The organism is Nitrospinota bacterium, from assembly GCA_029881495.1.
Taxonomy (GTDB): domain Bacteria; phylum Nitrospinota_A; class UBA7883; order JACRGQ01; family JACRGQ01; genus JAOUMJ01.
Genome location: JAOUMJ010000013.1, coordinates 1 through 22,762, shown reverse-complemented (window position 1 = coordinate 22,762; position 22,762 = coordinate 1). Strand labels below are relative to the sequence as shown.

The window sequence follows — 22,762 nt, the reverse complement described above, 5'->3', positions numbered from 1 at the left end:
ATCCCTTGTCAGTGGAAAATGCCAAATGGACGGAGCATGAAAGCATCGGCTAAATTACTTGCCAACATTGCTGATAACTGCCTTGAATTTCCCGTTTTTACCCACGGGAATATCCATAACCTTGTTAAAACGTACTTCAGTGTTTGAGCCTATTCTTGCGAGAAGCTGATCCTTTATCACATCCAGATGTTCGCTCTTGAATTTGAGTTCGTCAGGAACGTACAGCACATCAACTTTGTCAATTTCATTTTGTACAATCTGCGTTTTAATAATTGTAGAAGGGCTGTTTTTAAAAATAGGGTCAAGCCTTCCAACCTTCCCTCTTTCCGTGGTCACGATATAATCTTCTTCCCTTCCGAGAACGCTTTCAACAATCGGATAATTCCGCCCGCAACTACACGATTTTTCATCAGAGAGCTTCACGTAATCACCGATGTCGTACCTTATCAACGGCATGAACCTCGTATTAAAGCATGTAAGCACCGCTCTCCCGGCATTTGCCGGCCTGTTGTTCTCATCCAACACTTCCATAACGCCAAGAAATGACAAAAAATGATACTTGCCATATTCGCATTGCGCAGTAACCGGCGCTCCTTCTGAAGAGCCATGGTGATCGCTCAACGGGCAACCGAAAGCCTTTTCTATCAATTCCTTTTCATATGGCTTTATCGTTTCCGCTGTAGTGAAAATAACCTTTGGCCTGAACCCAGGCTTTGTATTTCCGGCGAGAAAGTATTTTGCCAGAACAAGAAAGGCCGATGGGTATCCATCCATGAAGACCGGCTGATATTTTTCCAGATCCTCAATGTAATATTTTAAGTTGTCCTTCGACAAATGATACGTGGAATACAGCCTCTGATTTATCATGAAATTCATCTGCCAGAACTTTTTTGATCTGCTGTTTGCCGGTTTTATTATCCTTCCCGTGAAGGATGCCCTTTTATCGCCCCTTTTTACACCGAACCACTCCTTGTAACTATCGAGAAGCGCGATTCTCGCCTGAAAATCTTCTTTAGCGAAGTAGTACGTTAACGGTGTCCCTGTTGTACCGCTAGTATGTATGCATATCTTGTCGCTTCCCAACTCCCCAGTTCTTAACTTTTCATCATTTTTCCTAAGTAGCTCCTTTGTCAGGATAGGCAGGTTAGATATCTCAGATATATTTCCTGGAAGATTGCAATCTTTATAAAATTCCCTGTAGAAAGGGGAATTGCTAGCGGCAAATGAGACAAATTCCCTGAACATTCCGTTTTGTCTTTCATGTATCTGCTCAACAGAGTCGAACTGTATTTTTTTATAGAGATCGAAATGCTCCAAATACGACTTCCCATACCGCTCTTTTGCCAGCTTATATCCAAACAGGGAAATCCACAAGTTTCTCAGCCAATATGGCGAATAGTTATAGATAATTTCTTTATTCACTATTTTTTTCCAGATGACCTTTCCATGTCATAGGCGGGTTAAATGGTCGTGATATTTTATCATTAGTTACATTCTGATAGTCATTTTTCATATTGTATGACGAAAAACTGAACTTCTTGTTTATGTTTCGAACATTGCTGACTGAAGGGATTTTCTCTATATCGAAGCCCATCAGATCTGCCATGCAGGCATCCAACGAAACGGGATCGTCACCCATGATTATCGTCCCGGTATCTCGCGGGTCCCCTTTTATAGGCCCTTCCCCCTCCATACCGACAATTCCATCAACAATTCCCAGGTATTTTCTCTGTCTGGTTGTCTTTAATTCACCACTTTTATCCGCTAATAAAAGTATCATGTTCAGATCGAATATGGTTCTCCAGATAGTTCTATTACCAGGCCAACAACCATTACTTGTCATAAATGACAGGTCGGTCGACTGTCCGGATTTGGCCTTCTTTTGCACGCTTGTTTTATATATCATCCAGAAATATCTGATTATTTTCCAGATCACGTTCGGTATATAGGGCTTCAGTTTGTAATCAACGTAGGATGCAATCCCCTTCATCGTCGTATAATTCTGGTACTCGTCACCCATTTCGTTCGGACTCCCTTTGGAATAATGCACAAGATATGCCTTGGAGCCGTTAATTCCGATTAGATTCTTCATCGCACCGGTAATGCCGGTTCTTCTGTGAGTTTTCATTTTTGGTAGGTTTATGAAAACGTCTGAACTTAATATTGTGTTCGGAATCAGATATTTGTGAATCCCTCTCCTCTGATTTGTTCTTGTAATTTCTTCATCGTAGTCGCTTACAGCAAACCTTATGTTGGTGTTTTCAATACACAATTCCTCCAGGTACGACTTATCTCCCAGATCAATCTCGGTATATCCCAAAGGATCGCCTTCAAGCCGCGTTCTTTTTATTATTTGCGACCGAGTTTCATCCAGCTCCACTTCCTCCTGCCTGAGGTCCATATATTTGAGACTTATTTCTTTAGGCAGGGAATAATTATTTAGAATCTCTTCAAGATAGCTCTCCTTCACCAGCGCGCTGAACGATGAATATTGCATTGGCGCGTCACATATGGTTATATCGCCCTTCCCCTTTAAGGCAATTATCACATAATCCAGTACCACCCTAATTACAGATGGATGCGTAATCAACTGCTCCTGGTAATACTTCCGCCCTCTTATTTCCGTTACCCAGTTTGGCTTTAGCACCACTCGATCCCCAGGCTTGATGAATTCACCAAAAGGGTTCCAGTTCACGGTTCCGAAATTGGCTTCATCCATTTTTTTGTATACAAATATCCTTCTCAATATGTCGTATATACGATTGTCTCCAATGCCTTCTCCAATATTTCCACCAATTTCCGGATATTTTTTATCCGGATTAAATGGTGGTCTGGTTCCGTAGCCAATTTCCTTATCTATGATGTAGGTTGTATTCACTGCAGCTTCTCCTTCAATTGGCCAATACTGATGTAATGCATATCAGGAAATTTCATCCTTCAATCTCCTGAAATGGGCTGAAATTTCACTTTCATAATATCCATTAATATAGATGTTTTTCAAAATATATTTGATCGGTTTAGGCCATGATTTCAGGGAGAGTGCAAAATATGCCATATCCCAGTGTTTTACAAGCTCTTTAATAATAAAAACTCTTAGCAAAATTCCGCCATGGCTGTCACTTCCGTAATATCCTTTGAGAAAGAATTTTTCAAATTCCTCTAAAGGTTTCAAGCGAAGAAAAAATCTCAGCGTCCCCCAGTAAAGGATCCTGATCGTGACAAGAAACCTTGCAAGATCGGCCTCCCGGCAATCGTTTTTAAGTCTACCCGGATCAAGCAAATATATTTTCCCACTATCACCGATAAATACATTTCTGATATCTAACCCTTTTAATGTTTTTGTCATGACCGTTTTTTCCGTCAGGCCAGAGATTTTGGCCAGAAGAACGTGCCATTCATTCGTATCGTTGCCAGTAGTGGATGGAATATCCAAGGACTTAAGCCTAGTTTTGATTTTCGTTACCGTATTAGCAAGATCGTATTCAACCGGTTCCCCTACCCTGTCGTGATACTTGCGTAACGATCTCCCTACATTTGCCAGGTAATATTTAAATTTTTCGGTAGAAACAAATGGAATAATTCTCTTAAGCGTATCCAATGCTCTGAATTCCGGCAGGATCCCCTTGGCATAAATCCGTTCAGTAACAATGGCATTATACTTTTGCAGATAAGCTACCGGTTTTATGAATTTTACGGAATCCTCGTCTTCGATCCAATTCTTATCAAGAAATTGAAGACTCTCATACTCCTTTTCACCCATTTCTCTATCCGATTCGTTGATCCTCCACATTTCCGTTTTTTCCACTTCCTCCTTCGGAAGCTTTACATACAACCCATATTTCCCGCTTTCGGGTTCTATTTCCACCCAGAAACATATGGAAAAATCGTTTATCTCTATTTCTCCAACTTGAATAGTAGCCGTGTTTCTTCCGTTTGACGAAAACGTCTTTTCTATAAAACTGGTTATGTATTTCTGAACTGACAGATTATCCAACATTTTTCCAATTTTGTGCTTTTCAGGATTGATTATTCATACTATCGGCTATCTGAGTGAGTGTCTTTCTATAGCAGAATATTTATCCGTACTGCGAATCCGTTTATTCAACTGGATTGAAATCCCCTTCATTCTTTCCATAATTATTGCCTGTAAAATAAATATACCATCCATGCATATTGCATGGATTTCAGCCATATACCCAATTATTTAGAATCTTTTTCCAGTAAAAACATTATTGAAGAAGAAAGGATTGGCATTATTCTGTATTCCCTTAGCACCTTAAGGTTATTTTCCCTAAATTCCTTGATTATTTCTGAGTACGCAGTTGGCGACGGTGCAGGCACAAAGCCCGGTTTAAGGATTTTTATCAGCGCCTTTTTAAATCGTTGCGCAAAACTATCGACTGCGTATGTAACTATGATATATCTATTGGTGAGCCTGTTTAGTTCCTTGAGAGCACCTGTCCTTATCTCCCTTGGAACCCGGTGCATAAAACTCAAAACTACGGCACACTTTGATGTGCCTGATTTCAACGGAAGGTTTGTAATATCCGACTGAAGAAAGCCGTAAAAACCTTCCTTCCTGTATTCATTTTTGGCGTATGCCATCATCTCCATTGAAATATCGGATGCGACAATAGCCGGTGGAAAATCCTTGAAAATCCTGCCAGCAATACCGGTACCGCATGGAATATCGTACACAATATCACTTTTATCCAAATTACATTTTACCAATGCCTTTTTCAGATTCTGATTTTGTTTCCATGTGGAGTAGCGTCTCCATTTGATGCCCTTGCTGTACCCTGAGAAATAATCTTCCGCCTTTTCGATATTCTTGTACGCATTCTTTGTTTCTTTTTCGTAATCCATCTTATTCCCTTAACTTATATATAAGTTTAATTGATAGCACATTCCAAAACATCCATACAGTCAACAAAACAGTTTATATTATGAATATTTTTCAGATGTACTATTTAATCATATTGCGCCATACACTGCAGCAACTCCCTTACCTTTCTTCAAGTGCATTAACTGAAATAGTATATAGTTGGTCTGCGATTAGTTTGTGCCCTTTTGCGTTCAAATGATTATCCCATGGGTACATGTACAATTTAAATGGTTTTTTTTCATTCCAAAAGGGCTCCGCCAAATCAAAAAATGTAATTCCATTTTTTTTCATATTTTCGGCCATGTGCAAATGTAAAATCGATTTATCTTTTGGAAATGCAAATCTTGAAATTGCAGGAATATAAACTACAATAAGCTTAATTTTATTTTTATCACAATATTCTTTCAAATCTGCGATATAAGAATATGTATCAGTAATATCCTGCCGTGAATCCAATGTTGATTTACTGCTTATGTCTATTGGATTTTTATCTGCATTTAAAAATGCGCCTAGTCGCAGCCTAACAAAGGATATAAGTGCAGACCTTTTTAACAAAAATATATATTTGTATGGCAAAAACTGCAACCATTCAGGCCTTGCGTCCCTTCTGCCATCGTCATCAAGCGTTATCTGAACATTTTCCGGCCTAGTGACATAATCATTTTGAAAAAAGCACAATATCAGAATATCAGGCTCGTATGATATCCCTTCTTCGGTAAAAAAATCTACTTCGTTATATGTCGTCCATCCTATCGCAGAGGTATTAAGCACTTCTACTTGGCTGTTTAACTTTTTCAGTTTGTTTTCCAACAAAGTAGGAAATATCTCTTCATATTTAGCACCATTCCCGAATGTGAGAGAGTCTCCCAGTGTCATAATCCTTTTTACACCTTTTGGCTTAGGTACTTTCCACTCATCATCTCTAAACCCCCATGAATTTGTAGTAATAGGGAAATCAGTTGTATATGTTCCTGTCTGATTTGGTTCAAGTTTATATCCATATGATGTTGATATGTGCCTCATCTGTGGAAATTGCCATATTTTCACATTGCCATAAACTATCCGAATTAAACCTTCAAACATTACTAGAGTTATTATTATTGTAACGAATAGAAGAATAAGATTTTTCTTTGTATCTGAATTGATTTTCATTTTAAAAATGCAACCCTTATCTGTTTGTAGCAAGTTTTTAAATCAGGACTATTTCCTGTTGACCATCTTTTCAATTTCGCATTGCCAGCCTGAAATATACTCTTCCGCGATGTACTCAGAATATACAGTTTCCTTAGCTTTTTCACCATACTTTTTAATGATTTCTTTATTATCTAAAGCGTGCTTTAATTTTTCGGCAATCCCTTTTGAATCACCAGGTTTGACAAGGTAGCCGTTTTCACCATCATGAACAGCTTCTCTTAAACCACCAACCGCAGAGGCAATAACCATCTTGCCCATAGCCATTGCCTCTAACACAGATCTTCCAAAACCTTCTTTAAGCGAAGGATGAATCATTATATCCATTAAAGATACTATTTCTAATGAATCTGTTCTCCACCCAGTAAAAATAACTCTATCTTTCATTTTGTATTTATCAACTATTTCTTCGAGTTCCAATTGATAACCTGCATACTCTTCAAGCACATGGTGCCCGACAACATAGAGCTTCAATTCTGGGTAATTTGGTAAAAGAGTCCCCATCGCTTCAAGTAGAAAGTGTACACCTTTGGGGGAATATATCTGTCCTAAGTAAATTATATTTACATCTTTATCATTAATACACAATTCTTTTTTCAATTCAGTCTTGTCTTTTTTTAACACTTCCTCAATTTCATCGATATCCATACCAATTTTCAGTATCCCGATTTTCTCATTAAACAGTTTTACAAGAAAAGGGTATTTATCGTTTTTATTTTGTTCACAAAAAAACAGAATCCTGTCGGCCACAAAAAAACCTATCGGATCAATATATTTAGTCTGAAGTTCGGATTTTACAAATAATAAAATTGGCACTCTGGCAAGCTTTGCCGATATAAAACATGTTAAGAGTGCTCTCATGCCGTTACAGTAAAGCGCATCGACTTTTTCTTTTTTTAAGAGCTTATAGAGCGAAACATTATATTTTAATATGTCAAATAACGTTAATAGTTTACCGTAAATACTATCTTTCAGATTTTTTTTCCCGTACCTCCCTAGCCTGGAAGGCGGTTTTAAAATTACCAATCCATGATCCTTTTTTAATACATATTCTGTAAATTCACTCTCAAAAGGCGAGACAACCAAGAGATCACATTTTTCTCTATCTATAAACTTCATAACGTAGGACTGACATCTTAAATTTCCAGATATTTGCCCAAAGGGATACGGTTCGTATATTAGAATTTTTAATTTCTTGTTCATTTTATTTTTCCGCTATAGATTTATTTAATCGCAAAAAAATGAATTTTGCGATCCATGTATCTGAAACATCTATAATTAGATTTATTCAGAAATATATATATCTGCTAATGTCAATTTTTCTTTCTAATATAGAAAGAGCCAGGCTCTGTCGAGACAGTCAAAAAAGGACACCTGCTTTTTAGTTCTTCAAAATGGTGGTGGCGAAGATAATTTAAGCTGCAAATCACTTCCCAATCACTGTTCATAGTTAAAAACGCTTCCAACAAATACTGCTCATTCCAAAAATGCACTTTATTAACTACCCAATTCTCAGGGTAGTCCTTTGGTGAAAATATGTCGTGAAAGTGAACTATTACTCCTTTATTAAGTATTGGAAGCAACTCTAAATATTCAAACAGAACGTCACCCTGAGGCCTGATAATATGTGATGAATCGATAAATAGTATGTCATCTTCCTTTAGGTCGAGAAATATATCCTTGCCAACATCCTCTACTTTTTTCCGCACAACCGACACACCGGTTTTTTCCAACCAAGGCGCTCCAAATGGTTCAATGCATATATGATCACATTTATAGCTTGGCATTTCCTGTTGATTCTTTTTTACTGCGGCTATTGCCATCAAAGTAGAGGATCCACTCCCTATTTCAATTATTCTTCGCGGCTTTTTAATTCTAATCAGACTGTACCAATATTCGGCATCACCAAATTCAAAATTGCCATTTTTATAAAAATAACTTAATTCCCCCTTTGCATCTAAAGGGAATTTCTTCAATTCTTCGCTGTAATTGAAGCTATTCAATAGATCCAATTGCGCCCCAACATTGAAATCTATCCCTGGGAGTTCTCTGTCCTGAAACAGTGAATTTTTTAACTGCCTATGATCAAACAACGGTTCATAAAAGTGATTCCTGATTGGGAATACTCCTACATGTAGCAATGCCTTTTTGCAAAAAGGAAGACGCTGCACTCCAATGCGCCTAACAATTTTCAACAATATTGCTGCTGGATATATAAGCAAATACAGGGCGACGTCAAATATAGGTATCATTGCCATCATCATTTGCTTCATATAAACATCTCTCCAATACCCAATCGATATATAACCGGTTATAACGCAATAAATACTCTATTCACGAGCGCGTGAATAGTAAATGTTCCAGGATTAAAAATCAAGTATGATACCAGATACGCTGAACCATAAACGCCTAGTCAACTTAATCATTAATTAGAAATGGGCGCTTAGACAAATATTTTCTAAGAGCTAAATATATTTTGTAGGAAACAAATGAGGCAAAATATAACATCATTGATTTGGCATCTTTAAACATAACTTCTTTTATTATCGATCGTGCCCCTTTACTATCACCTCTTGCCCATTGATTTTTTGCTACAGTACGCATGATGATAACGGCCATTCTTTCATAATTCTTTCCCTTAAAATCCTCGTATATTTCCTTGTATTTTTGTAATAATACCATTTTTTCTTTTACAAATAATTCTGTATGCGTAAACGAATAATTCTTTTCATGCATTCGGTACTTGCATAACATTTCTGGCGAATAGCAGACATTCCAGTTCTTCGCTAAACGTAGAAAAAGATCATATTCCTCAATAAAATTGAATGATTCATCGAAACAATAACTCAAAGTGTTTATAGCTGAACGTCTAACCACAGCAGTCGATAATGTAATTGAATAATTTTTCAATAGTTCTTCCCAAACCATTCCCTGTTTTGGAATCTTGTTGCCATGCTGTCTCTTGGCATAACCATTACTGTTAAAATATAGCGCATCAGAATAAACAATCCCGACTTTTGGATTTCCAAACAATGGTAATTGCTTCTCCAGCTTTTCAGGCATCCAGATGTCGTCACTATCCAAAAACGCTATCAATTCTCCGTTTGCCTTTTCCAAAGCATTGTTTCTTGCCTGGCCAAGCGTGGTGGTTACCTCACTTCTATAGTACCTGAGTTTTTCTTTGTAACTGTTTGCTATCTGCGCTGTTTTATCGGTAGAAGCATTATCCCACAATATAATTTCCCAATCAGTACATGTTTGGGAATAAACGGAGTCTATCGCCTCTTGGAGATATTTTTCGCTGTTAAGACAGTTTATGATGACACTTACTTTGGGAGCCATATGATATATTAAAATTGAAAATAGATAAATTGTTGAACCGGCTTAAGATAGACAGCAATAAAAAATATCATTACAGCAATTGCCGCGTATCTAGTGAAAACCCAACCAATTGAATCAAAATATCTATTTATGTTTTTCTTCCATATTTCATACATGATAACCATGGTGGATATCAACACAAATACCATGAAATAATCCTGGAGTGGAAAGATTCGCCCGTTGAGCGAATAGTTATTGGGATTTAGCAATATTGAATACATGGCAGCTGATTCTGAAATATTTTCAGATCTAAACAAAATCCAGCCTGCCATAACTACAAAAATAGTAAATAACCACGAAATGACCGGAAGTTTCCGTTCAAGAAAATTGAATATCTTGATCACTCGGTATATAAAGATAAAGACGGCATGATATATACCCCATAGCACAAATGTCCAATTTGCTCCATGCCACAATCCCATTAACATCCAAGTTACAAACAGAGCTTTATTTCTGTCTCTTTTTTTTGATACTGCCGCCTCTCCTATTCCGCCCTTACTGTCTGTTCTAAATTTCTCTCCAATTATAGGCAGATACAGATAATCACGAACCCATGAAGAAAGTGAAATATGCCATCTATTCCAGAACTCCTTTGGTGATACTGCCATATAGGGCCAGTTGAAATTATCTGGAAAATATATACCTAAAAGTCTTGCAGAGCCTATAGCAATGTCAGAATATGCTGAAAAATCAAAATATATTTGAAATCCAAACATAAAAGACAGCAACCATATATCCAAAGCATTCAATTGAGATACAGATGCTTCAAAACCTGCGTCAACAAATATCGCTAAATTGTCAGCCAAAACTACCTTTTTGAATAACCCTACAATAATTAAAACAATTCCAGAACTTGCCAATTCTGGCATAAACTTCTTTTCTTCAACAAGCTGAGGAACTACCTCACCGAATCGTAAGATAGGACCTGCAATTAATTGCGGCCAAAAAATGACATAAGCAAGAAACAAATTAAAATTGTCTATTGGTTTCACTATTTTCCGAAAGACATCAATCGTATAACTAATAGTTTGAAAAGTATAAAAAGATATTCCTAGAGGCAAAATTATCTTAATCGCAATAGAATCAAACGAAGGGAATCTATAATTTGCCTGAGTTGCAATGAAGCTTATATTATCATATACAAAGTATGTGTATTTAAATATTGCTAACAGACCTAGGTTGGTAACAAGACTTATTGCAAGATAAATCTTCCTTTTTCTTTCGTCTTCAGAACCATATATTTTTCGCGACGCTATAAAATCTACGCCTGCAGAAAATATAATTAATAGACAAAACTCTACTCTCCAAAAGGAATAAAACAAAAGGCTCATACCGGACAGAAAGGTAATCCTATATCTATACGGTAAATTCCAGTAAGCAAACACTGCAAACGATAAAAACAGGATGTAGGTTATACTGTTAAACAACATTAATTTGCAGCGCCCTTATATAAAATCATCGAGATACTACGTGTCTATTTATTGAGGAAAGCTGAATTTGAGCTTTCAAGGAAGTGTGAATTTTCTCTCCAAGCAACTTATGGCCAATCCCCTGGAAATGAAATGGATCTGGAAAACCATCAATATTTAATCCATAGTATTCACTTGGAACCAGCAATTCAAAATCACCGATTACCTGGCAATTTTCAATACATAATTCAGAGATGTAAGCAAAGTATCGATCATACTCCTTCCTGTTATGCATAAAATACTCAGGCTTATCCGGCCTATGAGGTTGACGGTAAACAAATACCTTTACCCCGTTAAAATTGGTAATTTTCAATAAAGATATAAAGGCTTTTATATTCCAATGCGAGATCTTATCTTGTATATGTTCTATCGGCATATAATGTTTATTTGTGCTAGCCAAGTAGATCCTTTTAATTCCTATTTTTGTTTTCCTGAAATAGTATTTCATTTGAAACTCAATCCACGATTGCAAATTACCGCGTTTTTCATACGACTTTGAAAATCCCTCAAGGGACCGAATAATATATTTTTCCACTGCATCCTGAGGCGAGTTACTCATCGTAATATCCTTAACCGGATCGTCAGTTCCAATTGAAACCGCATTATTTTCTAGGTTTGCCAAGGAAATAATTTGATTAGTCCCTTCGGATTCAAATGGCAATATCTCCTGTATATTGTTTGGCAAATGCTTAATAACATCATTCTGCATTCCCGTTTCTCTCAAGTCATCGTATACAAATGGCAAAACCAAATAATCCGGATGTTCATTATTCTCCAGCGTAAAGGCTAGGTACATCCCTAGCACATCATGAAAATTTGCATTTGGTTTAGACAGTTGAAAATAGACAAGGCTATCTGAATTTTCAAAAGCTCTCGAATTTGCCACTTCGACAGCCAGCAGATCACTTTCTTGCAACGCATTAATCGCGTGTAGCTGTGATGCACCTAGCAGCAGCGCTGTATGGTATTTATTATTATTCTTGTAATATCTAAAATTATCTACTATCTCGTTCACATCTTCCATCACATTACTGGAGATCAATCTGCTATCTCTATAGCCCGATTTACTTTGGGTATTTATTCCTAACCCTATGTCCTCCGAGTTAAAATCTTGCAGGTTATATGTTGATATTATAAAAACAAATAGCCCAGCAAAAACTGATCCAAAAACCGCGAATATATTACTTTTCATAGTTTCCTATAATCAATTAGCCTGACTACCTACTTTTACAAACATCTAATGCTGGAAATATATTTTGTTCGAATTAATTATTAGTAATATATTTAAATGATTGTGGATTTCCAAACAAACTTAGCTGGAACATCACTTTCCATTTCAAAATTGTCCGACTCTCTCTTTATTTACAATTAATAACTTTTTGCGTAGATAATACTTGCCCATTAATTGCGATAAAAGCCATGCAACCGGGAGGTAAAACAAGAATACAAATATCTCGGTAACAGCATTTGCAACTACATATGACATACCCATGTTTTTTAACATTGTCCAATAAATCATGATGAAAAATACCAACAAAATTGATTTAAACCCATAATTCCTAATTAGTGCGAGCTTCCAAATACTACCGAGCACTGCCGAAATAAACAAAACAAATATCAGGCCACCGAAAGTACCGAAAAGAGCATAGCAATATTCATAGTATCCCCATTCAACAGTGTTGTATCGAATATAATTACCTTGATATACATATGCATATAGTCTGGTATGATATATAACGTCAGAAAATAAGTCGCCTGGCACCATTCCATTAATAATCCTTTTAATATCACCGATTACTGTAACATTATCTTCAACGCTGTTAACTTCCAAATCGTTTAATATTCTAAATGACGGTTCGATCATTGTTAATCTAGAAATAATATCCATTGTCATAACACCATATGGATTTTCATTAGCAAAATAGGCATATTTAATCTGCTTTGCTAAATTTGCGACTGAATAGTTTTCCGCTCTTCCGGCATTTCTAATACCTAAAGCTATGGGATAACTTGTTATTGCGGTGATTATAATCAAGATCGCAAATATGGTTTTTTTAAATGCCACCTTGAAGTCACCACCCGTAACAGTTTTTATTAAAATTGCCAAAATAAAATAAACGTAAATATATGACCTTGATCCTTGTGCGATAGAACTTGCTATTATTAATACAATTGTCAATATGACAATTTTTTTTTGGTATCTCTTTAAGATCCCCCAAAAGAAAGATACGTAAGCCAATGATATGTAAAATATCCACGAAGTGTTTTTGAATATATTGAGGAAGTTTAATCCGGTGTCAACAGAAGCAGAATAATGCCTTCCAATACTATAATAGTAGTTCAAATATAAAGAATACGAAGACAAGACAAGAAATATCATTAATATTGCGGCCGGGTTAATTTTCAGCATTAACCTGTCCAGAAAGTTTATATTTTCATAAAATACTTTTTTATTTGCGATGCTTCCGCCTATCTTTGTTCCTAACCCAAGCAATATTGTTCCGAATATGCAATATACAAGAATGCTATTAAATTGCGCAGAGTCATATACCTGATATGCCTCTACCATTTCCTTCCTTCCATATTCTGGAAGCAAAAGCATAAATAAAATAGACAAACAGTACTTCTGGAAAACGAATATTGAAAATAAAAGGAAAAGAGGCCTGTCATACTTGCTAGGGACAACTTGGAATAAAATCAGTATCGCTATAATGATAAATAACAATACCATGCTATATGTATCAACTATATGCGCATTTTCAACATTCAAATATATATATCCACATACAACATAGAAAATTAACAGGCCAAATATTATTATTCTTGAAAATCTGATCTTAAATATACTCATATATTTCGTCTTTTAAATTATATACATTTTGTGCATATAGCACAGTTAATCAAATGAATACAAAATATGTATCTAATCCCCATATACATATGCATTTAATAAAACATGTGGTTCCAGGTAATTTGGAAAAAATGAGTTTTTACTTACCATGCATAAGAAATATCAGAGGTATCAATGTCGCATCGTTCCACTTCCTCAGGGTCATGCGGAATATCAGTACAGTTTGCTATCATTGATTCCCCTTCGCCTATCCCCTTGAATCCATACCACACAAGCGGTGGGATTTTGACGAGTTCATACTTGTCCGGTCTTCCTATCTCGATAATTTCTATATTTCCTTTTGTACTGCTTGCATTCCTGTCATCGAATAGAACAAGTTTTATTCTCCCAACAGGAACTGCAAAATGTTGAGTCATCACTTTATGCCGTTTCCAGGCTTTCACAACCCCTTGCTTTACAAACGAAAAGTATATCTCCCCAAACCCTATATAAATCTCAGAATCGCTTCTCAACATATGGAGCACAGAGCCTCTTTCATCATCGATTTGCTTAAGGGGTGTTATTTGAAGTCCTTCGATTCCGCTCTTGTTCATCCCGGTTACTTTGTCCATTCAAGCCCTTTGTCCGAGGCAATGCTTACATAATTATTTATCTGCTCCATGGTGAGATCGTAAATTCCTTTACCACCTTTTTCATAATACGCCTGATACCATTCACATGTCATACGGACAGTCTCGGCAAATGAAAGTGATGCTTCCCACCCTAGCGCATTTAAAGCCTTATCGCAGGATAGCTTTAATAATGAAGCCTCCTGATATTCATCAACTTTTTCAATTTCCCATTCAGCTACTGACCAATATTTTTTCATTTCTTCAAGAAGAGCAGCAACAGGCTGGTTAACACTAGCCATTGGTCCAAAGTTGAATGATTCACAGTTCACATTTTCCTGGCCCTCCAGCAGTTTTACGCCAAGCCAAAGGTAGCCGCCTAACGGTTCGAGGACATGTTGCCAAGGACGAGTAGCCTTTGGGTACCGTACAGTTACTGATTTCTTTTTGCTCCAGGCTCTCACCGTATCAGGTACAATCCTGTCTGCTGCCCAGTCGCCACCCCCAATTACATTGCCAGCGCGCGTAGTCGCTACTCTTGTACTCCCCATCTTCAAAAATGATTCACAATAAGAGTGAAATATCAGCTCGGCGCAGGCTTTTGAAGCACTATATGGATCTCCCCCGCCAAGAGTGTCGTTTTCCCTATATCCCCATGTCCAGCCAAGATTTTTATAGCATTTATCACTTGTGATGATTATTCCAGCTTTAATTGAAGGCCTTGTTCTTAGCAATTCAAGAACATTCATCGTACCCATAACATTAGTTTCAAATGTTGTTACAGGATCAGCAAATGATTCCCTGACAATCGGCTGTGCGGCAAGATGAAATATTGCTTCAGGCTTAAAGCTATCGATCGCATCGCCTAACAACTTTCTATCTCTGATATCTCCCGCGAAATGCGTTATCCTCTTCTCCAAATCCAGAACTTTGAAATTGGAAGGCTCTGTTGGAACACCTATGGAAAATCCGCCGACATCCGCACCCAGATTTAATAGCCATGCAGTAAGCCATGAACCTTTAAACCCTGTATGCCCAGTTACAAAAACACGCTTGCCTCTATATAAACCTGAAAACATATCTGCTCTACCTATTTAGTCCATGGCGCTTCATTGCGCTCAAGGAGGGATTCAAGGAAATTCCTGTCCCGCACAGTGTCCATGCACTGCCAGAAGCCTTCATGTTTGTAAGCCATAAGTTCCCCATCTTTCGCAAGATTTTCAAGCGGCTCTTTTTCCAGAACTGTACTATCGCCATGCAGATAATCAAAAATCTTTTTCTCAAAAACAAAAAAACCTCCGTTTATCCACCCCTCTCCAGTCTGCGGTTTTTCCTTGAAGTCGACAACCTTATCTCCTTCAAATACCATTCCGCCAAATCTGGCAGGTGGACGCACAGCCGTTACCGTTGCTATCTGCCCATGCTTTTTATGGAAATCAAGCAATGACTTTATGTTTACATCGGAAACCCCATCACCGTATGTCATCATGAAAGTATTTTCATTCTTTAACACGTTTTTCAACCTATTAAGTCTCCCGCCGGTCATGCTGTCCTTCCCGGTATCTATCATCTTCACATGCCAGTCTTCCGCGGTAGGGTTTGCATAATCCACCTTGCCTGAGGAGAGGTGCACAGTTACGTCGCTCGTAAGGGGATGGTAATCGAGGAAGTAGTCCTTTATATATTCTCCCTTATATCCCAGGGCTAAAACGAATTCATTGAATCCGTACTTGTCGTATATTTTCATTACATGCCTAAGAATAGGATCTCCACCTATCTCGACCATCGGTTTCGGTTTTATTTGCGTCTCTTCGCTAAGCCTTGTTCCTAGCCCGCCACAAAGAATAATTACTTTCATATTACTCCTTAATAAATCATCAAAAATAGCTTTTAATACTTTCACAAATATTGACTACATGTTCTTCTGTTACTTCAGGGTGAAGCGGGAGGCTCAGAAGCTCGCTATAAAGTTTTTCCGAAGTGCCAAGGTCATAGGCTCTATCTCCGTACAAGCTTAACATGTGATTAGGTTTGTAGTGTATTCCTGTCTGAATCCCTTTTTTCTCCAGATAATCCTTTAACCCGTCACGGTTACCATCAAGAATCCTCACCGGCATTATATGCGGCACAACGAATCGTAAATCCGATTCAAGGAGCTTTAATCCTTTTACTCCATCAAGTAGCTCACGGTACTTTTCAGCTATTGCCACTCTCTTGGGTGCGAACTCACTGATAAACCGCCCAAGCTGAACCCTCCCTACTGCGGCAAATATATTGCTCATATGAAAACGGTAGCCTTGATGTTTCACGTCAAACTCCCAGCTCCTTTTACCGTTGAATCTCATTTCAGTATCTTTCTCCACACCGAGGAGTCGTGCATCTTTTGCCAGTGCCATAACATTCCTGTCAGAGGTTACAATAGCACCCCCTTCTCCGCTCGTTATATTTTTTATTCCATCGAAACTGAAGCAGATAATATCACCAAATGAACCGATATTTCTCCCTTTGTATTTACAACCAAATGCATGTGCTGCGTCTTCTATTACGCGCAAGTTTTCCTTTTCGGCGAATTCATAAATAGCGTCAAGGTTACCGGGATTGCTGCCATAGTGAACCGGCATCACAGCTTTTGTCTTTTCTGTAAGCCTCTTCCTGGCATCTTCAATATCTAGCGTAATACTTTCAGGTAATACTTCACAAGGTATCGGCACAGCGCCAGCACCGCTTATTGCCTGAAAGGAAGCAACAAAAGTTAAAGATTGAACCAGCACTTCATCGCCCGGTTCTGTTACCGCTTGAACTGCCAGATGCAAAGCTGCTGTTCCTGAATTTACACAACATATGTTTTCCGCAGGGACCCCTATGAAGGTTGCTATCTCTTCCTCGAAAAGCTTCACCTCGCTTCCCATGCCGAGGTATCCGTCTTCACAAATTACTTTTGCCACTGCTTCAGCTTCAATCTGACCGACAATCGACTTAGATAATCTGATCATTTTCGATTCATTCTATTATTCAATTATTGCGTCCAACAACACTATAATTTTTCCAAGAGGTGTTCGTATCGATAAAGGTTCCAGTTACGTCGTTAAAACCTGCGCTCTTCATTGAGGCTTCGAGTTCAGCAGGAGTTCTAACGTATCCCCAAAATTGGCCAATATTTCTTAAACCTAATACTCCTAAGATGCGTTTTAAATACTCCTTCGCCGTATCAATCATTAAATAAAGTAGGCCATTATCCTCATCCGGGAATGAAATAAGAAGACATGTCCCACTTGGTACAAGAAGGTTCTTAACATCTGCCAGAAATTTTCTCAATTCTTTATCGTTGTAAAAATATTCGACTGCTACTAGCAAAATATAATCATATTTTCTATTCTCAGGCACACACGCTGGAAATAAACCAATATGCCTCTTTTCGGTTGGGATTTTCTGGCTTATCCAGGAGATCGGAATTTCGGATATTTCTGAAATTTCCAAATTCTCATATCCATCCTCAACCAACCAACCTTCTATGAGACCGAGACCGCATCCAATTGAGAGAATTGATTTATTTTTATCCGAACCAATACGATTTTTGATAAAATTCATCGTCTCCTTTTTAAGCTTGACCCAATTTTCATCCAATTCCTGCCAATTGCGATATTTTTTAAAAAAGACGCTATAAAACAATTTATAGAATTCACCATTTGCAAGGTGGCTTGATGAAACTTCTGCGAAAGAATCAAATCGTATCCCATGCCATTCTTGTTGATACAACCGTCTCACGTTAATCACTATCCTTTTCAGATATCATGTGATCAATAAGTGACACTTGTTCTTTGGAGTATAATAAAACCGGAAGTTTATTTGGGCATTTTTCTAGTTGTTCACCCCACATTGCCTTGTTATTTTGCAAATATCCAATTACTGACATCAAGGGTTTATCCTTGTTGTCTCGTTGTAAAAAAGATGTTGAATTTAAAATACTTATAAGTTTTTTAATTATTTTTATTTCTCTTGATTGTGGCTTGGCTCGCTCCCGCATCCCAAACCATAAAGTTTCAAAAATTGCGTATAATGCATCATATCCCCAAAATGTTGAACTTTCACGAAAGTGCTCCCAATCAATAATGCGAATGCAGCCATCACCTTCTATTACGTTATCAATTGAAAGATCTCCGTGAAGCGTTGTACTTTCACCATTGTTATACGGCCATATACTGGCGTAATGCCCTACAAGTTTTTCCAATATCCCGGCATTTGGAACCAATCCTTTCCTGCAATCTGCCTTTACTCCTTGCAAGTAATCATATTCGATACGCATATAATGAGCTGAATCTATGACAACAGTAGCGGGTACGCTTTTATTTTCATGATTTAATTGCCTTGAATACCAAAGCCGCCCTTCTATCTCTTTTTTTAAATTCTCTCTTCCTTCCTTCGTAAGTGAAGTTTTAATGACTTTAATTTGCTTCCCGCGTTTTTCAAAATAAGTGACTATGTCGCTTCCATGTGAACAGTTTCTTACAAGTTCCATTACTTGTGTGCTATTGCAATTATAGATGGCGATAAGGATTTCAACTTCAGGTACCTGAATATTATCAATTCGGCTGCCCTGACAAATGCTCTCTTTAATGTTAATTTACCTTTAGAATTGCGCGGTGAAATGACTCCGCTGAAATCACTAATACCATTTTCATATGGAAATATTTTCTCTGGATACCGGTAATCAGGAAAACAACAATACAGGTCGACTTTAGCATATCCGGTTTCCAACAAAAGCTCTTTTATCCCTCTGAAGGAATAAAGCCAGTTTACATAAGGTCGTTTTAGTTTGAATTTTGAAAGAATGCTGGCCATTCGCCTCGGCAAAATGGAAGCAAACAATATATTCGCATGAGGATCCGGTGCGCCAAAAAACATCTTGAAATCGTACCGGTTCTCGATTGCAAGGTAGAGCCTACCATCTTTTTTAAGGTTATTTAATACATTTCTTAGAAATTCCTTTTGTTCTTCGCCTGGATTTTTTGAATATTCTCTTTTTTCACTTTTACCAAAATAGTTTTTTAATTCTACCAGATTTGATTCGGGTATCCATTCCAATACCCCGTTTACTACTGCTACATCTATTTTGTTCTTAAGTTCCGGAAATTTCTTCAGGTTGTTGCACATTGTCGCTACATTTTCAAGCTTTTCCGACCTCGCCCTTGCCATAAGAAACCTTAAAGAATCAATAGTCTGATCCACTCCCATTACGAATTTTGACATCTTTGCTAGGGGTATTGTCAGTGCTCCCCACATACACCCGAAATCTATGCAGACTTCAGTTCCTTTCAATTTTAAAAGCTCCAGTCCGGCCGGTCTTTTTGGTGAGAATATTACGGTCTCAAGTTGAGGCATTGGCGACTCTTTAATCGCTTCGCGGGGAGATTTTATTTTAAGGGATTCAATTAACGCAGCATTTTCATCTCTATTCAAATTTGACCAATAGCCGCTATCGTCAACTATAAAAATCCCTTCATCACTTTGTTTATATATTTCTGATAGTTCTTTGATAATTTCCGTCACTTGTAAATAGTCCTTTAATAAATGAAGTTATTATTTAATTCTGTTTGAATAGAAAATTGGCAAAAGGAGTCTTCATATTCTGCCTATTCAAATACCGCAGAATGCTATCATAGTTGTGTGAGTGACGCAATTCTTCTAACCTTCCTGCTGACAACCTAAATTTGCACAACATCCCTGCCTGGCTTGTTTATTTTAGAGAATATATTAAAAAACATAATTCTAATTTCTTCTTTGGCAAAACCTATTGATGCTGGATTTTTCCAGGTAATAATACCGATAAAAAGAGAATAAACTATTATCGAAATTGCAACTCTGAGAATCAGATATGATTCCACTCCGACTATTCCGTTTGCGACATAATATGCAAAATACCCTACAGCCAGCACCATGAACGTTATATAAAATTGATGAAACCAATCAAAATCCCATTTGAAATATTTTGAAATCCACCAAGCAATGAGATTAACGTTTAAAATGTTCATAACAACCATCTTAATTGCCATTCCGTTCGCCCCCATACCCAGTCCGGGGACTATCGAATCGTTGGGAGCAAGCACAAAATATGTTGCCGGCATACTAAGACTCATAAATATTACCCCCAGCATGGTCTGAGCCTTGGTCTGACCAGTAGCCAATAACATCGTTCCCCCTATCTGCCCCATAGACTGGTGTAGCGGATAAAGAAACATAATGGCAAGTGCCGTTGTTCCTGCGATGAAGGGAGCGCCAAGCGTAAGTTTGACAATTTCACCACTCCAGGGAATGAGAAGCCCACTAATAAATCCACCGATGAAAAATAGAAATCTCGATGTTTTTCTATATAAACTTTTCATCCTTTCCAAATTTTCATTCTGCTTGGCTTCTGCCATCTCTTTCCAAAATATCTTCAACATTGACATTGTCGCTATTAGGCTTACGGAAGCGAACTGATAACTAATACCGTAGAAACCTTGCTGAACGGCCCCGCCAAAATTCTGCAATAGCCATTTGTCGGCAAATTCATAAAGAAATCCCAGTGACATGTAAATGACAAGCGGAGTGCAGTAAACAAGATATTCACTAAGCATTTTCTTGAAATCAAATTCTATTTTATCTTTATCTCCAGTCCCCCCGAGCAGTTTATAGGCGATTATCATTCCAGCCAGATACTCTCCGACAATCAGATAAAATAATATTTCAATCGTGATCTCCCCGGAAATAACCAATGCTGATACAAGCATTAAATGTCCCGCGGAAATGCCCAAGTTCAGCAACTGCGCCACATATGTCAACCGTCTGGATTCAGCAATCATTAAAACTGTCTGCCAAACCTGTTGCTGCATAAAAACAGCAGTAAATGCTGTTATCACGATCTGCTTTTCATGCCCTCCCCATAATGTTTCAAACCATTCTCGAGGCAGAATCAAAATAATTACGCCTACCACTAAAACGAATTGCATCGCCTGCCAGGCAAAATAGCTTACTATGTATAACCCGGGCTGTTTTTTCTTGGCAATAAACGTATAGAATGCACTTGAAGTCCCCATATCCAACAGTTGCCTTACCGCAATAAAAGTTCCTAGCAAAAAGCTGAAATTACCATACTGCTCAGGCCCCAAATTCCTGGCAATTATTATTCCAGTAACAAAAGAGAGGAATCCGCGAAATAGATTTGCCATTACTGACAGGGCAAAACGGGACTTGACAGATTTAATTTGCACTAAATAATTATTGTATTTTAATAAACGTTGCTGTTTTCTATTCTTGAATTCGCTATATTCGCAACTATTTTTTAGTTTTTATTAGCGAAAGTAATAATCTCGCTTTTCCATTCTTCAATCCACTTATCACTCGTATTTACAAAGCGGATACAAAATTCGTCTTTTGCCTTCTGGACTTCATCTGAATTCCACCAGCCTTTCACATCAGGAAATATTTCATTCACTTTTTCTGCAGCTGAGTCAGGTGAATCGTGCAATATTCCTGCTCTTTTCAATTTATCAAAATAAGGCTTGGCCGATTCTCTAAGTTCCCAATGCTTTGGATTCCAGTAAAGTATTGTCGGGAAATTACTAGAGAAGGTCTCTAGATAGGTAGTCGCTTCATATGTACCGATAAAAAGCCGTGCCTCACGCAATTGCTCCGATAGTGAAATATTTCCGTTGTATACGTTGATGCCAGGCATTTCATCTTTACACCTCTCTTTCTGGCTCCATCCGTAATCATGAGTGTAAGTACGGACTAAAAGACTTTCCTTGCATTTTTCATTAAGAAATCGTACGAACCTATACTGGTCATTCCAATATTCAAGAACATCTGAAGCTGAAATGGGAACGCTATACAAAAGATAAAAATAGCGTGGCATAACTCCCAGCACCAGCAACAGCTTTCCTTCTGGGTTTGCGGAAAGCCCTTTCTTGCTCTTTTCAAATTTTGGAGCAGGCAGTATTTTTGTTTCTCCATTACCCTCAGTTTTCCACCCCCAAGTATAATAGCGATCATAAATTTTCAATTCATGAGATTCATCTGAATTATATAATGCGGTACCATAGTGACCTCCATGCTGAAAACCACATAATTTCACCCCACGCTCTGCATTTTCAGCTGCCCATATTTTAAAAATATCATCACCATACCATCCAGTTGAAGTAAGTATAAGATTAGGTTGTTGAGGATATACATTATGTGCCAGAGTTTTTATCTCGGTGTAATTTTCAAGGTATGCTGCCGGCATCTGCTCGGAGATTATTTTCCATAAAAGCTCCTCGAACTCCCCTTTCGTTTCATGCTTCAGCTGCACCTCCCTTTTATCCATATCAACTGATAAATTTGGCAACTGCGCTTCTCGAGT

General features: G+C 37.7%; 20 protein-coding genes. All 20 read right to left on the bottom strand.

From position 1 onward, the window contains the following. Positions 1-54: 54 nt before the first annotated feature. Positions 55-1,422: a hypothetical protein gene (locus OEY64_07240; GenBank protein ID MDH5542743.1), complete on the bottom strand. Its 1,368-nt coding sequence runs from the start codon at positions 1,420-1,422 to the stop codon at positions 55-57. Continuing rightward, positions 1,415-2,878, bottom strand: a complete 1,464-nt coding sequence (locus OEY64_07235; protein MDH5542742.1) for a DUF362 domain-containing protein — start codon at positions 2,876-2,878, stop codon at positions 1,415-1,417. The genes OEY64_07240 and OEY64_07235 overlap by 8 nt, the downstream gene beginning before the upstream one ends. Before the next feature lie 42 nt (positions 2,879-2,920). Continuing rightward, positions 2,921-3,997, bottom strand: a complete 1,077-nt coding sequence (locus tag OEY64_07230; protein ID MDH5542741.1) for a hypothetical protein — start codon at positions 3,995-3,997, stop codon at positions 2,921-2,923. 203 nt (positions 3,998-4,200) lie between these two features. Beyond that, on the bottom strand, positions 4,201-4,866 hold the full coding sequence (locus tag OEY64_07225; GenBank protein ID MDH5542740.1) for a class I SAM-dependent methyltransferase: 666 nt from the start codon (positions 4,864-4,866) through the stop codon (positions 4,201-4,203). A gap of 139 nt (positions 4,867-5,005) precedes the next feature. Continuing rightward, positions 5,006-6,037 carry an SGNH/GDSL hydrolase family protein gene (locus tag OEY64_07220; GenBank protein MDH5542739.1) on the bottom strand — a complete coding sequence of 344 codons (1,032 nt, stop codon included), beginning with the start codon at positions 6,035-6,037 and terminating at the stop codon, positions 5,006-5,008. Between the two features lie 48 nt (positions 6,038-6,085). Further along, entirely contained in the window at positions 6,086-7,279 is a 1,194-nt protein-coding gene (locus OEY64_07215; GenBank protein MDH5542738.1) for a glycosyltransferase, read from the bottom strand. A 110-nt stretch (positions 7,280-7,389) separates the two neighbouring features. Continuing rightward, positions 7,390-8,349, bottom strand: a complete 960-nt coding sequence (locus OEY64_07210; protein MDH5542737.1) for a class I SAM-dependent methyltransferase — start codon at positions 8,347-8,349, stop codon at positions 7,390-7,392. A gap of 145 nt (positions 8,350-8,494) precedes the next feature. Then, entirely contained in the window at positions 8,495-9,418 is a 924-nt protein-coding gene (locus OEY64_07205) for a glycosyltransferase (GenBank protein ID MDH5542736.1), read from the bottom strand. Between the two features lie 8 nt (positions 9,419-9,426). Then, positions 9,427-10,788, bottom strand: coding sequence for an MBOAT family protein (locus tag OEY64_07200; protein ID MDH5542735.1), 1,362 nt, complete (start codon positions 10,786-10,788; stop codon positions 9,427-9,429). A 124-nt stretch (positions 10,789-10,912) separates the two neighbouring features. Next, on the bottom strand, positions 10,913-12,118 hold the full coding sequence (locus OEY64_07195) for a hypothetical protein (protein ID MDH5542734.1): 1,206 nt from the start codon (positions 12,116-12,118) through the stop codon (positions 10,913-10,915). Between the two features lie 144 nt (positions 12,119-12,262). After that, positions 12,263-13,696 (bottom strand): hypothetical protein, encoded by a 1,434-nt coding sequence (locus OEY64_07190; protein MDH5542733.1) that lies wholly within the window; start codon positions 13,694-13,696, stop codon positions 12,263-12,265. Between the two features lie 224 nt (positions 13,697-13,920). Further along, positions 13,921-14,370, bottom strand: a complete 450-nt coding sequence (locus OEY64_07185; protein MDH5542732.1) for a dTDP-4-dehydrorhamnose 3,5-epimerase family protein — start codon at positions 14,368-14,370, stop codon at positions 13,921-13,923. Positions 14,371-14,375: 5 nt separating this feature from the next. Next, positions 14,376-15,464 carry a CDP-glucose 4,6-dehydratase gene (rfbG, locus tag OEY64_07180; GenBank protein MDH5542731.1) on the bottom strand — a complete coding sequence of 363 codons (1,089 nt, stop codon included), beginning with the start codon at positions 15,462-15,464 and terminating at the stop codon, positions 14,376-14,378. 11 nt (positions 15,465-15,475) lie between these two features. After that, positions 15,476-16,243 carry a glucose-1-phosphate cytidylyltransferase gene (gene rfbF / locus OEY64_07175; protein MDH5542730.1) on the bottom strand — a complete coding sequence of 256 codons (768 nt, stop codon included), beginning with the start codon at positions 16,241-16,243 and terminating at the stop codon, positions 15,476-15,478. Positions 16,244-16,262: 19 nt separating this feature from the next. Next, on the bottom strand, positions 16,263-17,378 hold the full coding sequence (locus OEY64_07170; GenBank protein MDH5542729.1) for a DegT/DnrJ/EryC1/StrS family aminotransferase: 1,116 nt from the start codon (positions 17,376-17,378) through the stop codon (positions 16,263-16,265). 19 nt (positions 17,379-17,397) lie between these two features. Next, positions 17,398-18,159: a methyltransferase domain-containing protein gene (locus OEY64_07165; GenBank protein ID MDH5542728.1), complete on the bottom strand. Its 762-nt coding sequence runs from the start codon at positions 18,157-18,159 to the stop codon at positions 17,398-17,400. Continuing rightward, positions 18,152-18,901 (bottom strand): hypothetical protein, encoded by a 750-nt coding sequence (locus OEY64_07160; GenBank protein MDH5542727.1) that lies wholly within the window; start codon positions 18,899-18,901, stop codon positions 18,152-18,154. The genes OEY64_07165 and OEY64_07160 overlap by 8 nt, the downstream gene beginning before the upstream one ends. Beyond that, positions 18,901-19,932 (bottom strand): class I SAM-dependent methyltransferase, encoded by a 1,032-nt coding sequence (locus OEY64_07155; GenBank protein MDH5542726.1) that lies wholly within the window; start codon positions 19,930-19,932, stop codon positions 18,901-18,903. The genes OEY64_07160 and OEY64_07155 overlap by 1 nt, the downstream gene beginning before the upstream one ends. A gap of 155 nt (positions 19,933-20,087) precedes the next feature. Beyond that, a complete protein-coding gene (locus OEY64_07150) occupies positions 20,088-21,590 on the bottom strand; it encodes a lipopolysaccharide biosynthesis protein (protein ID MDH5542725.1) in 1,503 nt (500 codons plus the stop codon). A gap of 113 nt (positions 21,591-21,703) precedes the next feature. Continuing rightward, positions 21,704-22,762: LIC12162 family protein (locus OEY64_07145; GenBank protein MDH5542724.1), on the bottom strand; the 1,059-nt coding region annotated here is incomplete at its 5' end.